Below are 14,474 nucleotides of genomic sequence, written 5' to 3' on the forward strand. Positions count from 1 at the left end.
GCGATCAGTGCGTAAAGGCGGCGGCGATCAGGGCCTTGGTATAATCCTGGGCCGGGCTTTCGAAGATGTCCTCCGTCGGCCCCTCCTCCACGATCCTGCCGTTCTTCATGACGACCACGTGGTCGGAGATCGCCCGGACCACCGACAGGTCATGGCTGATGAAGACATAGGAGAGATCATGCTTCTGCTGCAGGTCGCGCAGGAGTTCGATCACCTGCCGCTGCACCGAGCGGTCGAGCGCCGAGGTGGGTTCGTCAAGGATCACCACCTTCGGCTTCAGGATCATCGAGCGGGCAATCGCGATGCGCTGGCGCTGGCCGCCGGAAAACTCGTGCGGATAACGGTTGCGGGCCGCCGGGTCGAGCCCGACCTCCTTCAGCGCCTCGATCGCCCGCTTGTCACGGTCGGCCTTGGTGAGGTTCGGCTCGTGCACGTAAAGCCCTTCGGTGATGATTTCGCCCACCGTCTGGCGGGGCGACAGCGAACCATAGGGATCCTGGAAGACAAGCTGCATCTGGCGGCGGAAGGGCCGCATGGCCTTGCGGTCGAGCAACGAGATGTCGTTCGTCTCGAAACGGTAACGCCCATCCGATTCCAGAAGACGCAACAGCGCCCGGCCGAGCGTCGATTTGCCGGAACCGGATTCGCCGACGATGCCGATCGTCTGGCCCTGGCGGAGCGTCACGTTGACCGTATCGACCGCGCGGAACTTGCGGCTGCTCCTGAACAGGAAGCCTGAACCGATCTCGAAATCGACGGTGACATTGCGGCCTTCAAGAATGATGGGCGCCTTGTCCGCCGGGGGAGCCTTGGTTCCGGAGGGTTCGGCAGCGAGCAGCATCTTGGTATAGTCATGCTGCGCATTGCCAAAAATCTCGTCGCGCGTGCCCTGTTCGACGATATCGCCGCGCCGCATAACGATCACCCGGTCGGCCATGTGTTTGACGACGCCGAGATCATGGGTGATCAGCACGATCGCCATGCCGAACCGCTTCTGCAGATCGGCGAGAAGATCGAGGATCTGCGCCTGGATCGTCACGTCGAGCGCGGTCGTCGGCTCGTCGGCGATCAATAGGTCCGGCTCGTTGGCAAGCGCCATGGCGATCATCACGCGCTGGCGCTGGCCGCCCGACATTTCATGCGGGTAGCTGTCGATGCGCCGTTCCGGTTCCGGGATGCCGACGAGCTTCAAAAGCTCCAGCACGCGGGCGCGGGCCTCGCGTTTGCCCATGCCCCGGTGATGGATCAGCGGTTCGGCGATCTGCTTGCCGATCGTGTAGAGAGGATCGAGCGAGGTCATCGGCTCCTGGAAGATCATGGTGATCTTGGAGCCGCGCACCCGGTTGAGCTCGGAGAGGCTGGCGCCGACCAGTTCCTTGTCGCCGTAACGGGCGGAACCCGAGACCCGGCCGTTGGCGGCGAGCAGCCCCATGATGCCCATCATGGTCTGGCTCTTGCCGGAGCCGCTTTCGCCGACGATGGCGAGCGTTTCGCCCTTGGCGACGGAGAAGCTTGTGCCCTTGACCGCCTCAACCTCGCCATCCGGCGTGGTGAAGGTGACCTTCAGGTTCTCAACCGTCAGCACGGGCTTATTGTTGTTCTCATTTGCCATGATCAGCGGTCCTTCGGATCGAGGGCATCACGCAGGCCATCGCCGACGAAATTCAGCGAAAACAGCGTGAGCACGAAGAAGATCGACGGGAAGATCAGCAGCCAGGGGGCGTTCTGCATGTTTTTTGCCCCTTCCGAGATCAGCGTTCCCCAGCTTGCGAGCGGCGCCTGAACGCCGAGGCCGAGGAAGGAGAGGAAGCTTTCCGTCAGGATCACCTGCGGCACGACGACGGTCACAAAAACGATGACGGGGCCGATGGTGTTCGGGATGATGTGGCGGCGGATGATCTGCCAATCAGTCAGCCCCAGTGCCTGGGCAGCACCGACGAATTCGCGGCGTTTCAAGGACAGGGTCTGGCCCCGCACGATGCGCGCCATTTCCAGCCATTGCACGGCACCGATCACGATGAAGATCAGCATGACCGAGCGGCCGAAGAAGACGACGAGCACCACGACAAGGAAAACGAAGGGCAGCGAATATAGGATTTCGACGAGACGCATCATGATGTTGTCGACACGCCCGCCGAGATAACCCGACGTCGCGCCATAGACGACGCCGATGCCAAGCGAGACGAGCGAGGCGGCGAGCCCCACCGCGATCGAGATCTGCCCGCCGAGCATGACGCGCACCATCAGGTCACGGCCATTGCTGTCGGTGCCGAAGAAGAAATATTTCTGGTCCACCGTGCCGGTGAGCACCAGGCTTTTCTGGTCGGCAGCGGTTTCCTTGACTTGCGTATTCTTGAACTCGTTCACCCGGTCGAAATAACGCACGGCGCGCGGATCGATCGGGCTTGCCGAGGTGACGGTCGCAGTAAAGACGCCATTTTCCAGCTCGAACTTTTCGAGCGTCAGGCGGGCACGCTTGGCAGCCGTTGCCGCCACGTCCTCCAAGGTCTTCGGATCCGGCCTCGGGTCGAGGCTCGGCGGAATGGTGACGTAGGACGGGAAAACCTCGTCATAGGCATGCGGCACGAACAGCGGACCGGCAAAGGAAAAAAGGCCGATCAGAAGCAGCATGAAGCAGCCGCCCATGGCCGCCCTGTTGCGGCGGAAGCGCAGCCAGGCCAGCTGGCCGAGGCTGCGGCCTTCGATGGTCGGGGATGTTGCGGAGATATCAGTCATGGCGGACCCTCGGGTCGAGGAGCCCGTAGGCAATGTCGACCAGCAGGTTGAAGACGATCACGAAGATCGCGACGAGAATGACGGTGCCCATCACCAGCGGATAATCGCGGTTCAGCGCGCCGAGCACGAAATAACGGCCGACACCGGGAATGGTGAAGATGCTTTCCACCACGGCGGAGCCGGTCAGAAGCGCTGCGGCGCAGGGCGCGAGGTAAGAGACGACCGGCAGCATGGCGCCGCGCAGCGCGTGGGTGATGACGACGACCCGCGACGGAAGGCCGTAAGCCTTGGCGGTGCGGATATGGTCCGTATGCAGCGCCTCGATCATCGCGCCGCGGGTGAGACGTGCAAAGACAGCCAGCTGCGGCAAGGCCAGCGCGATCATCGGCAGGATGAGATATTGCAGGGAACCGTCGCCCCAGCCACCGGCCGGCAACCAGGACAGGATCACGGCGAAGACCAGCGTCAGCACCGGACCGACGACGAAATTCGGCACCGTGACACCGACGGTCGCAAAGGCCATCAGGGAAAAATCCAGCACGCTGTTCTGACGCAGCGCCGCGATGGTGCCGAGCAGGACACCGCCGATGAGAGCGATCAGGATCGCCATCGAGCCGAGTTGCATGGAGTAAGGCAGCGCCTTGCCGATCAGTTCGGCAACGGTGTTATCCTTGTAGATGAAACTCGGGCCGAAATCGCCGGTCACGGCATTGCCGACATAGTGGATGTACTGTTTCCACAGCGGCTGGTCGAGCTGGTAGGTGGCGAGGATGTTCGCCATGGTCTGGGGCGGCAAAGGGCGCTCCAGGTTGAAGGGTCCGCCTGGCGCAAAGCGCATCAGGAAGAACGAGATTGTCACGACGATGAAGACCGTGGGCACGGCGCTCATCAGTCGTCGCAGGACAAAACTGATCATGGGCTGAAAAGAACGGACGCGCGGCAGCCTTTTAAGGCCACCGCGCGTCATTCTCCCTTGTTCGGATTATTCGGAGACGCTCAGGAACTTCGACAGATGCTCGTTGACGGCATTGTCACCCCAACCGGAGACGCGCGACGACACCAGCCAGAGATTGGCCGTGTTCATCAGTGGCGCGATCGGCTGGTCGCGGCTGATCAGCGCTTCCGCCTGCTTCATGAGGTCCATGCGCTTGGCCGGATCCTGCTCCGCGTAGGACTGCTGCATCAGCTTGTCGAACTCGGGGCTGTTGTACTTGGCGTAGTTGAAGGTCTTGTTGGTGCTGATGTTCAGCGCCAGGAAGTTCTCCGGATCGGCATAGTCGGCCGACCAGCCGGCACGGGCGACGTTGAACTTGCCGCCTTCCTGCAGGTAGGCGTAGTGCGAGGCGACGTCGAGGTTGACCAGCGACACGGTGGCGCCAAACGTGTTCTTCCACATGTCGGCAACGGCGGTCGCCACACGCTCATGGTTGGCGTTGGTGTTGTAGCGGATCTCGATCGACAGCGGCTTTGCGCCTTCGCCGTAACCGGCTTCCTTCATCAGGGCCACGGCCTTGTCTTCACGGTCGATCTGCGACAGCGAAGCCCATTCCGGAACCGAACCTTCGCCATAGCCTTCCATGCCCGGCGGCACGAGGTGGTAAGCGGGAAGCTGCGCACCCGAATAGATTTCGCTCGCGAGGAAGTCACGGTCGACGGCCATCGAAAGGGCGGTGCGCACGCGCACATCGCTGTACGGGGCTTCGCGGGTATCGAAGGTGTAGTAGTAGGTGGCCAGCGACGGGTTGACGTGGACCTGGTCGCCGTACCCTTCGCGCAGACGCTTAATCTGGTCGGCGGAGAAGTTGTAGACGAGGTCCATTTCCTTCGCCTCGAAACGGCGCACGGAGGCCGCATCGTCATCGATCGGATAGAAGATGACCTTGTCGAGCTTCACATTGGCCGCATCCCAGTACTGGTCGTTCTTGACCACCGTCAGCGTGTCGTTCGGCACGTGGGCCTGCAGCTTGAAGGCGCCGTTGGAGACCATGTTGCCCGGCTTGACGAACTGATCGCCGAACTTCTCGAAATTCGCCTTGCTGATCGGGAGCGCCGTATAGTGGGCGAGAAGCTGGAGGAAGAAGGGGGTCGGACGCTCCAGGGTGATCTGGAAGGTCTTGTCGTCCACGGCCTTCACGCCCAGCTGCTCGAGCGGCAGTTCGCCCTTGTTGACCTTCTCGGCATTCTTGATCGGGTAAAGAATGTTGGCGTAACCGGCCGCCGTCTTCGGATCTTCGACACGGCGCATGGCGAACTCGAAATCGCCAGCCGTCACCGGGGTGCCGTCAGACCATTTGGCGTTATCGCGGATCTTGAAGGTGTAGACGGTGCCATCATCCGAGATGGTCCAGCTTTCGGCAGCACCCGGCACGATCTTGCCTTCGCTGTCATAGATGGTCAGGCCTTCGAACAGGTCCTTGACGACGAAACCTTCGATGTCGATCGAGATATGGGCATAGTCGAGCGTCTGCGGCTCGCCGCCGTTGCCGCGATGAAGGACCGCTTCGGCAGACGCGCTGGACGCGCCGAAGACGAGTGCGCTGGCGAGCATGGTGGTCGCCAAGGTCCGCTTGAGGAAGAGCATCGGTTTCTCCTTTTTTCCCCGGTTTCTTATAGGTATGGCTGCGCACCAAATGCGAAACTCGATCGGAAAAACAATAGCCAAAACGCCGCAACAGGGGCTTCATACGCAGATTTGTAGTGCGGATGCCATGAAGCGCCGGGTGAAGTCCAAATTTTGGGAATACCAAAACCATCAGGAGGTGTATTGTTGTTCCGAAATAACACGCAAAAGGTGAGTATTAACGGATCTTAGCAACAAAGATGCAATTGCCACTAATTTGAGCAAAATTACTCTTATTCAGGCCACTTTCTGAAACGAAATGCTCCGCCACCCAAGGGCGCCCATCCGGGCGGGCCTACGATAAACGGAGCATCCATGCGTAGACTGTTTTGCGTCGCGCTTGCGAGCGTGATGACTCTCTCTTCTGCGGTCGCGGCAGAAACCACCGTTGCGAAAAAACGCCGCGGCAACCTGTTCACCCATGATTACAGCGCGGCCTATACCGTCCAGCGCGTCAGCGTGAAGACGGCGTGTTTTCCGGAGAAGCTGGAAGCCATCCTGGCCCATATTGCGGTGAAGACCGGACGCAAGCCGGTCGTTACCTCCGGGCACCGCCCGCGATCGGGCACCTCGCAGCACAGCCACTGCCTGGCGGCCGACATCCGGGTGCCGGGCGTCTCCGACCGGGCAGTCGTCGCAGCCGCCTCCACCGCGCCGGGCATCGGCGGCATCGGCCGGTACTGCAACGGCATCATCCATGTGGACGTGGGGCCAAAACGCCGCTGGGTCTATTGCTAAAGCCTTTTCAGACTTTCGGCCGACGTTTCAGGTTGCGGCGGATCATGCCGAGATTGGCACCGCCGATGAGAAAGGCCGTGGCGAAGTAGACGACCATCGCGACACCGATCAGGGCAAACAGCGCCATCACCTGATGCAGGAGACCGGTCTCCGGCGTCAGCCACGGACTGGCAAGCCCAAGCGCATAGGTCAGCGCCGCACACATCACGCCGGTCGAGACGAGCAGCAGGATGGTGCGCCTCGCGAGCGCCCATTCCCATTTCAGATGGCCGCGCCAGAGCAGCGTCGAGAAGAGGAGGACCGTGTTGATCCAGCCGGCCGCCGCCTCGGCAGTGGCAATGCCGCGTTCGGCGATCAGCGGGAAAAGCGAGATGGCGAGTGCCGAATTGACCACCACCGAGACGATGGTGAAGCGCATCGGCGTTCTGGTGTCCTCGCGGGCATAAAATCCCGGCTGCAGCGCCTTGATCATCACGAAACCGGGGAGGCCCAGACCATAGATGGCGAGGATGGAGGCAACAACGGCAGTGTTATCGGCGCTGAACGCACCACGTTCGTAAAGGACGCGAATAATGGCTTCGGAAAGAACCCACAGTCCCCCGGCGGCGGGAAGTGTCAGGAACAGCACGAATTCCAGCGAACGGTTCTGGATGCCCTCGGCCTCCTTCATATGGCCGGCTTTCAGCGCACGGGCGAGTTCCGGCAACAGTACGACGCCGACGGCGACACCCACCACACCAAGCGGCAACTGGTAAATCCGGTCCGCATATTGAAGGGCAGCAATCGCGCCTTCCTTGCCGGATGCAATCGCCTGGCCGATGATCTGGTTGATCTGGGTAATGCCGCCGGTGATCGCCGCCGGGACCGCGAGGATCAGCAGGCGTTTGACGTTCGGCGTCATCTTCGGCATGCGGAAGCGGATGCTGATGCCGGCACGGATGACGCCGACATAGACGACGGCAAGCTGCAACACACCGGCCACCAGCACGCTCCAGGAGAGATACCAGGCGGTCTGCAGCGGATCGGCGCCATTCCAGAGCGCGTAGAACAGCACGCTGATCATCACGAGGTTCAGGAAGATCGGCGCGATGGCGGCAGCAAAAAAATGGTGCAGCGAATTCAACATGCCGCTCATCATGGCCGTCAGCGACATGCACATGAGATAGGGGAACATAACGATCGCCATGCGGATCGTCAGCGCCGTCTTTTCCGCATCATCGGCGAAACCCGGCGCGATGATGTAGCGCACCAGCAAAGGCATGGAGAGCTGCATGGCGATGGTGATGACCAGCAGCGCGGAAAACAGGACGCCGAACACCTCTTCGGAGAAACGCTTGGCGCCATCGACACCATTTGCCTCGATCTCCTTGGAAAACAGCGGCACGAAGGCGGCGTTGAAGGCGCCCTCGGCAAACAGGCGGCGGAAGAGGTTCGGAAACCGGAAGGCGGCGTAGAACACGTCTGCCATCGGCCCGGTGCCGAGAGCCGCCGCCATCAGCGTTTCGCGGGCAAAACCGAAGATTCGGCTGCCGAGCGTGGCGCCGCCGACGGTCGCGAACTTCTTGACGAGGCTCATGCTTCGGCCCGGCTCTTGCGCGGCGCATTGTCGGCCGCGACGGCGGCCGGATCCGGCGCGATGATGCCGGAGGGCATGCCGCGGCGCAATTCGTCCTCCTGCTCGGAGATCACCGTCTTCAGCCGCTGGACGATCGTGCCCTGGCGGTTTTCGTTGGTCACCTTCTGGCCGACGAGATCCGTCACGTAGAAGGTATCAATCACCTTTTCACCAAAGGTGGTGATGCGCGCCGAATGGATGTCGAGCGACAGATCCGCCAGCACCACCGTCATGTCGGCGAGCAGGCCCGGACGGTCGAGACCTTCGACCTCGATCACGGTGAACTTGTTCGACAGCGTGTTGGAGATCGTCGCGGACGGGTGCACGGTGAAGGTCTTGTTGCGCTTTTTCGCCTTGGCGCGGGTGGCAATCACTTCCGGCAGACGCTTTTTGCCGGCCAGCACGTCCTCGATCATGCGGCAGACGGTGGCGGCGCGGCGGAGTTCGTCCTCATCGTTCTGGAACTCGCGATTGATCAGGATGGTATCCAGCGCCCGCCCATCCGTCGTGGTGTAGATCTGCGCATCGGCAATGTTTGCGCCTGCCGCCGCGCAGGCGCCGGCGATGATGGAGAGGAGACGCGGATGGTCGGGCGCCAGCACCGTGATTTCGGTGATCGCGCGGAAACTGTCGGTGCGCACCATGGTGGCGAGCGCCTTGCCGGCCTTGTCCGCCTCGCGGATGAAATGCACATGCCGCACCTGATCTTCCAGCGCAACGGACAGGAGATAAGGCTGGTAATGCAGCCGCGAATAGGTCTTGCGGTCCTTCTGGCTCCATTCGACAAGCGCATTCGCCAGGGTCTCTTCCGCCGCCTTGGCGCGTTCCTTGCGCGAGACTTCGGAAAAACCGCCGGAGAGCAAAAGTTCCGTCTCGTAATAGAGCGTGCGCAGCAGCTGGCCCTTCCAGCCGTTCCAGACGCCGGGGCCGACAGCCCGGATGTCGCAGATCGTCAGGATCAGCAGCATCTTCAAGCGGTCGAGCGACTGCACCTTCTCGGCAAAATCAGTGATCGTCTTTCGGTCGTGCAGATCGCGGGTCTGCGCCACCATCGACATCAGGAGATGCTGGTCGATCAGCCAGGCGACGAGCTCCACCTGCTTCGGTTTCAGGCCGAAACGGGGCCCGAGCTTGCGGGCCACGCGGGCGCCGGCCACCGAATGATCCTCCGGGCGACCCTTGGCGATATCGTGCAGCAGAACCGCGACATAAAGCGCCTCGCGCTCTTCGATATTCGGCATCAGCTTGTTGGCCAGCGGATGTTCGTCGGCGAAACGACCCTTGTCGACATCGGACAGTGCCTCGACCGCGCGGATCAGGTGCTCGTCGACGGTGTAGTGATGATACATGCTGAACTGCATCATCGCGACGATCTTGCCGAATTCCGGGATGAAACGGCCGAGAACACCAGCCTCGTTCATGCGGCGCAGCGTGAGCGCCGGTTCAAGCCGCGATGTCAGGATCGACAGGAAAAGCCGGTTCGCCTCCGCATCCTCGCGCAGGTCGTCGTTGATGAGGGAAAGCCCGCGGGTGACCGCCTTCAGCGCATCCGGGTGGTATTCCAGGCCGTGCAGGTCCGCCACATGGAAAAGGCGGATGATGCTGACCGGATCCCGTTTGAAGACCTCCGGATCGGCCAGTGCGATGCGCCCCTGATCCTCGACGAATTCGGAGCTGCCTGGGATCTTGCGGACACGGCGGCGGAAGCGGGAGATGACACCCGTCAGCCCCGGTGCCGGTTTTGCCTGCTCCTCCTCGAGCGCCGAACACAGGATGCGGGTCAGGTCCCCGACATCCTTCGTCACCAGGAAATAATGTTTCATGAAACGCTCGACCGAAGAGAGCGTCGCGCGGTTATGGTAACCAAGGCTTTCGGCGATCTCGCGCTGAATGTCGAACGACAGGCGCTCCTCGGCCTTGCCCGTCAGGAAGTGCATCTGGCAGCGAACGGCCCAGAGAAAATCCTCCGCCTTCTGGAACAGGCGCAATTCCTGGCGGGAAAGAACGCCGAGCTTGACCAGCTGCGCGGTATCACGCACGCGGTAATGATATTTGGCGATCCAGAACAGCGTCTGGATGTCGCGCAGGCCACCCTTGCCTTCCTTCACGTTGGGCTCGACCAGATAACGGGTATCACCGGCCTTCTGGTGGCGCTGATCGCGCTCTGCCAGTTTCGCCAGAATGAAATCCTGCCCGCCATTGCTGACGATTTCCGCATCGAACCGCTTCTGCAATTCGTCGGCCAGCGCTGCATTGCCGCAGATCGGGCGCATCTCCAGGATGGCCGTACGGATCGTCATATCCTGTTTGGAAAGCGCGATGCATTCATCCACCGTGCGCGTGGCGTGACCGACCTTGAAGCCCAGGTCCCACAGAACATACAGCAGGAACTCGACCGCCTTGCGCATGTCCTCGGTATTCTTGGACGGCAGAACGAACAGAAGATCGATATCGGATCCCGGTGCCAGCGTGCCGCGGCCATAACCACCAACGGCGGTGACAGACACTTTTTCGGCGGCGGCCTTGTAGAGGTGTTTCGTCACCGTCTCATAGATCGCGGCAATCAGCTGGTCCTGCACCCAGGAAATGCGTTCGGCGCAGTTCAGGCCGCTGCCATCCCTGGCCAACAGTTCGCGGGCTTTTTCGCGTCCATCATTGCTGGCGCGACGGAAGAGCGGCAAAAGGGCGGCGCGCATTTCCAGCAGCTTCATCGAACCGCGCTTCAGGATGGCCTCGCAATCCCGGCGCAGGCCGTCGACGTCCAGCAGTTCGGTAAAATCGATTTCTTGTCTTGCCATGTCTTCCTGCCGCTGCGCCCCCGGTCGCTCCAGCCATTGCACCGCCACCTTGCACGGAGGTTTCAGGTTGGAACAAAACTCATTCGGATCGGATCACTGTGGCACAGTTCAGCCCGATCCCTTTCAATGCGGTTGATGGTATGATCCGCATCGGGTCTGCAAGTCAACTTTTGCTGCCCGTGGTTTCCGAGCTGTTACCGGTCATGCCTGCCGCCGCAGCGCCCGCCACTGCGACGGGCTGGTGCCGGTCACCCGGCGAAACTCGCGATTAAAGTTGGATTTGGTGGAAAAGCCGCAATCGAACATCACCGTGGTCAGCGGTTTGTCGCTCTCCTCCAGCAGGCGGCAGGCCTCGGCGATCCGACGATCATTCACGAATTGCGACACGTTGAGGCCGGTCGCGCGATTGATGACGGAGGAGACATCGCGGGCGGGCATTCCCGCCTTTCGCGCCAGCCGGGCCAGGCTGAGATTTTCCTGCGCGTATAGCGCATTGGCTTCCAGCGCCTCGCGGATGTGCTGGAGGGCCGCTTCATCCTCCGGCGAGGTGTGGCGGGCCGTCTTTTGTGCCTCAGACGGCGAGACAACCTCCCGCTCCGGCCAGAGGTAATAGATGCCGGTAATGACAATGGCGCCGATGTTCATGCCCGTCACTGCCATCGGCACATAATCATTGCCGTAGAAAAAGGTGAAGACCGACAAAAGTGCATCGGTGAACGCAAAAAAGACCAGCAGGATGGCGGTCACCCGTGCTGCCCGAACGACGGCCGATATTTTCTGCAGCGCCGGCTCGGTGATCTCGTCCTGCACCGTCAAACGCCAGATCGCTACCGCATAACCCAGGAAAGTTACAAGCAGCAGCGGATCGACAAACCAGGGCGCAAAGGCAACCCCGGTCGCCAGCAACAGCGGCGGGAGGATATGCGGCCAGGGCCGTGCGACCGGCGTCGATGACAGCGCACGGAAGGTGAGATAGGCGAGCGGCGGCATGATCGCAGCCGTCACCGGCTGCACCAGCATCAGGGGCGCCACGCCATAACCGAAACGCAGGCCGATGATCATGCCCTGCAGGGCATAAAGGCAGAGGAAGGCCATGAGGTAACGCCGCGATCCCGGCGCTTCCACACCTTTGAGATTGCGGTACAGGATCAGCGCGACGACGAGGCCGGCGATGAATGGCAGAGGAACGGAAAGCAAATGCGCCGCCTTGAGATCTGAAATGAGATCTGAAACATGATCGAGGTCGCCATTACCATGTTCCAGGCCGATGCGCAGGGGTGAAAAGCATCTCCCTTGTGACCCTTCGAAGGGGTCTTCGCACCTACCCCAATTGCTTCTTCAGCGCATAGAGCGCATCCAGCGCCTCGCGCGGGGTCATGTCATCCGGATTGATCGCCTTCAGCGCCTCCTCCACCTTGGAAGGACCACGCTTTTCCTGCTCCTTGCGCACCGCCACCTGAAACAACGGCAGGTCGTCGATCAGCTGGCTCGCCGGGTTCTTGCGGTCGGCGTCTTCCAGCTTGTTCAAAACGTCGCGCGCGCGCGAAACGACGGCCTCCGGCAGGCCGGCAAGTTTCGCCACCTGAATACCGTAGGAACGATCTGCCGCCCCCGGCCCCACCTCGTGCAGGAAGATGACGTCGCCATCCCATTCCTTCACCCGCATCGTCGCGTTCGAAAGCCGGTTCAGCTTCTCAGACAGCGCCGTCAGCTCATGGAAATGGGTGGCAAAGAGGCCGCGGCAGCGGTTTGCCTCGTGCAGATGTTCCACCGCCGCCCAGGCAATGGACAGGCCATCAAATGTGGCGGTGCCGCGCCCGATCTCGTCGAGGATGACCAGCGAGCGGTCGGTTGCCTGGTTGAGGATCGCCGCCGTCTCGACCATTTCCACCATGAAGGTCGAACGCCCGCGCGCCAGATCGTCGGAGGCACCGACGCGGGAAAACAGCCGGTCGACCACGCCGATCTGCGCGCGGCTTGCCGGAACGAAAGAGCCCATCTGCGCCAGGATGGCGATCAGCGCATTCTGGCGCAGGAAGGTCGATTTACCGCCCATGTTCGGACCGGTCAGCAGCCACAGCGCGCCGAACCCGCCATCGACCTTCGGCGAGAGGTCGCAGTCATTGGCGATGAAGGTGCCGGAGGACTGGCGGCGCAGCGCCTGTTCCACCACCGGATGCCGCCCGCCCTCAATCGAGAACTGGCGGGAACCGTCCACATCCGGTCGGCAGTAGTTCCATTCCTCGGCGAGAAGGGCGAGGCCCGCCGCGACATCGATCACCGCAAGCGCCCGGGCGCCGGCCTTGATCGCATCGGCAGCGGCCAGCACGGCTTGCGTCATCTTGTCGAAGGCATCGAGTTCGATGGTCAGCGCCTGGTCGGCGGCATTGGCAATGCGGCTTTCGAGATCGGCCAGCTCCGTCGTGGTAAACCGCATGGCATTCGCCATGGTCTGGCGATGGATGAAGCGCGCCTTGGCGTCCGGCGTGTCGGTCATCGGCCCGGCATTGCCGGCCGTCACCTCGATGAAATAACCCAGCACATTGTTGTGCTTGATCTTCAGCGACTTGATGCCCGTCTCGTCGGCATATTGCAGCTGCAGGCCGGCAATCACCCGGCGTGACTGGTCGCGCAGCGCCCGCACCTCATCGAGTTCCGGGAAGGCGCCGTCGCGCACGAAACCGCCATCGCGCTTCAGAAGCGGCATCTCGTCCGACAGTGTTTCGGCCAGTAACTGCTCCACTGACAGCGGCAGTGCCCGAAGATCGGTCAGCGCCGCCGCCAGTTCCTCCGGCAGCAGCGCCGGCGCCAGAAGGTCCGAAACCCGTCGGGCGGCAGACAACCCCTGGCGGATGCAATCGAGATCGCGCGGACCGCCCCGGTCGAGCGCGAGACGCGACAGAGCCCGCGGCATGTCGGGCACATGCTTCAGGGCTGCGCGCAGGTCGCCGCACAGCGAAGGCTCGTCGATCAGGAAGGCGACGCTGTCGAGACGGCGGTTGATGTTGTCCGGATCGGTGAGCGGCGACATCAGCCGCTCGGAGAGCAGGCGCGCCCCACCGCCGGTGACGGTGCGGTCGATCGCCTTCAGCAGCGAACCGTCACGATCCCCCGACAGCGTGCGGGTGAGCTCCAGATTGGCGCGTGTCGCCGGATCGATGAAGAGGGTGGAAGCACCGCTTTCACGCTCCGGGGCGCTGAGCGGCGGGCGCTCGGCGATCTGCGTCTTTTCCACATAGGCGACGGCGGCCGCCGCGGCCGCAAGTTCCGCGCGAGAAAACGTGCCGAAGCCATCGAGCGTTCCGACACCGAAATAGCGGGTGATCCGGCTTTCGGCTGTCGCACTGTCAAACAGCACGCCCGGCTGCGGCACGGCGATACGGCCGAGAATGTCGAAGGTCGCCTTCAGGTCGGGATCGTGAAAAACGGTGTCCGGCACGATCAGTTCGCGCGGTTCGATGCGCAGGATATCGGCCAGGAGACGCAGCGGCGTCGTTTCCGCCAGCCGGAAGACGCCGGTGGAAATGTCGATCCAGGCCAGCGCCATCTGTGCCTCGGCGCCGCCGCGAATGCGGGCGAGCGCCATGAGATAGTTGGATTCAGACGGTGACAGCAGCTTTTCTTCCGTCAGCGTGCCAGGCGTGACGAGCCGCACGACATCGCGCTTGACGACGGATTTCGAACCGCGCTTCTTCGCCTCAGCCGGATCTTCCACCTGCTCGCAGACGGCGACCCGGAAGCCGAGCGAAATCAGCTTCTGCAGATAATCGTCCGCCGCATGGATCGGCACGCCGCACATGGGGATATCGAAGCCCATATGCTGGCCGCGCTTGGTGAGCGTGATGCCGAGCGCACGGGCGGCCTCCACGGCATCTTCGAAGAAGAGCTCGTAGAAATCGCCCATGCGATAAAAGAGCAGCGAATCCGGATTGTTCGCCTTGATCTCGATATACTGCTCCATCATCGG

At 62.0% G+C, this 14,474-nt stretch carries 9 protein-coding genes; 1 reads left to right on the forward strand and 8 read right to left on the reverse strand.

The annotated features are described in order from the left end of the window. Positions 1-4: 4 nt before the first annotated feature. The 4 genes from OU993_RS05315 to OU993_RS05330 all read right to left on the reverse strand — a co-directional run bounded on the left by OU993_RS05315 (position 5) and on the right by OU993_RS05330 (position 5,317). Positions 5-1,612, reverse strand: coding sequence for an ABC transporter ATP-binding protein (locus OU993_RS05315; RefSeq protein ID WP_268155202.1), 1,608 nt, complete (start codon positions 1,610-1,612; stop codon positions 5-7). Positions 1,613-1,614: 2 nt separating this feature from the next. Further along, the gene (locus tag OU993_RS05320; RefSeq protein ID WP_268155203.1) at positions 1,615-2,736 is read right to left on the reverse strand and encodes an ABC transporter permease; all 1,122 of its coding nucleotides are present in this window, start codon (positions 2,734-2,736) and stop codon (positions 1,615-1,617) included. Continuing rightward, a complete protein-coding gene (oppB, locus tag OU993_RS05325; RefSeq protein ID WP_268155205.1) occupies positions 2,729-3,652 on the reverse strand; it encodes an oligopeptide ABC transporter permease OppB in 924 nt (307 codons plus the stop codon). Before oppB ends, OU993_RS05320 begins: the two co-directional genes overlap by 8 nt. Before the next feature lie 66 nt (positions 3,653-3,718). Further along, positions 3,719-5,317: a peptide ABC transporter substrate-binding protein gene (locus OU993_RS05330; RefSeq protein ID WP_268155206.1), complete on the reverse strand. Its 1,599-nt coding sequence runs from the start codon at positions 5,315-5,317 to the stop codon at positions 3,719-3,721. Positions 5,318-5,671: 354 nt separating this feature from the next. Here OU993_RS05330 and OU993_RS05335 point away from each other — a divergent pair, with 354 nt between their 5' ends. Beyond that, the gene (locus OU993_RS05335) at positions 5,672-6,094 is read left to right on the forward strand and encodes a YcbK family protein (protein WP_268155208.1); all 423 of its coding nucleotides are present in this window, start codon (positions 5,672-5,674) and stop codon (positions 6,092-6,094) included. A 7-nt stretch (positions 6,095-6,101) separates the two neighbouring features. Here the strand turns inward: OU993_RS05335 and murJ are convergent, their stop codons facing one another. From murJ to mutS, 4 genes are all read right to left on the reverse strand, one after another. After that, complete coding sequence (gene murJ / locus OU993_RS05340) at positions 6,102-7,670, reverse strand: murein biosynthesis integral membrane protein MurJ (protein ID WP_268155209.1); 1,569 nt, start codon at positions 7,668-7,670, stop codon at positions 6,102-6,104. After that, positions 7,667-10,507: a [protein-PII] uridylyltransferase gene (locus tag OU993_RS05345; RefSeq protein ID WP_268155210.1), complete on the reverse strand. Its 2,841-nt coding sequence runs from the start codon at positions 10,505-10,507 to the stop codon at positions 7,667-7,669. The genes murJ and OU993_RS05345 overlap by 4 nt, the downstream gene beginning before the upstream one ends. Positions 10,508-10,708: 201 nt before the next feature. Continuing rightward, positions 10,709-11,704, reverse strand: a complete 996-nt coding sequence (locus OU993_RS05350; RefSeq protein WP_268155211.1) for a helix-turn-helix domain-containing protein — start codon at positions 11,702-11,704, stop codon at positions 10,709-10,711. 124 nt (positions 11,705-11,828) lie between these two features. Next, entirely contained in the window at positions 11,829-14,471 is a 2,643-nt protein-coding gene (mutS, locus tag OU993_RS05355; RefSeq protein ID WP_442792931.1) for a DNA mismatch repair protein MutS, read from the reverse strand. Positions 14,472-14,474 lie beyond the last annotated feature (3 nt).

The organism is Rhizobium sp. SL86 (assembly GCF_026672545.1).
Taxonomy (GTDB): Bacteria; Pseudomonadota; Alphaproteobacteria; order Rhizobiales; family Rhizobiaceae; genus Neorhizobium.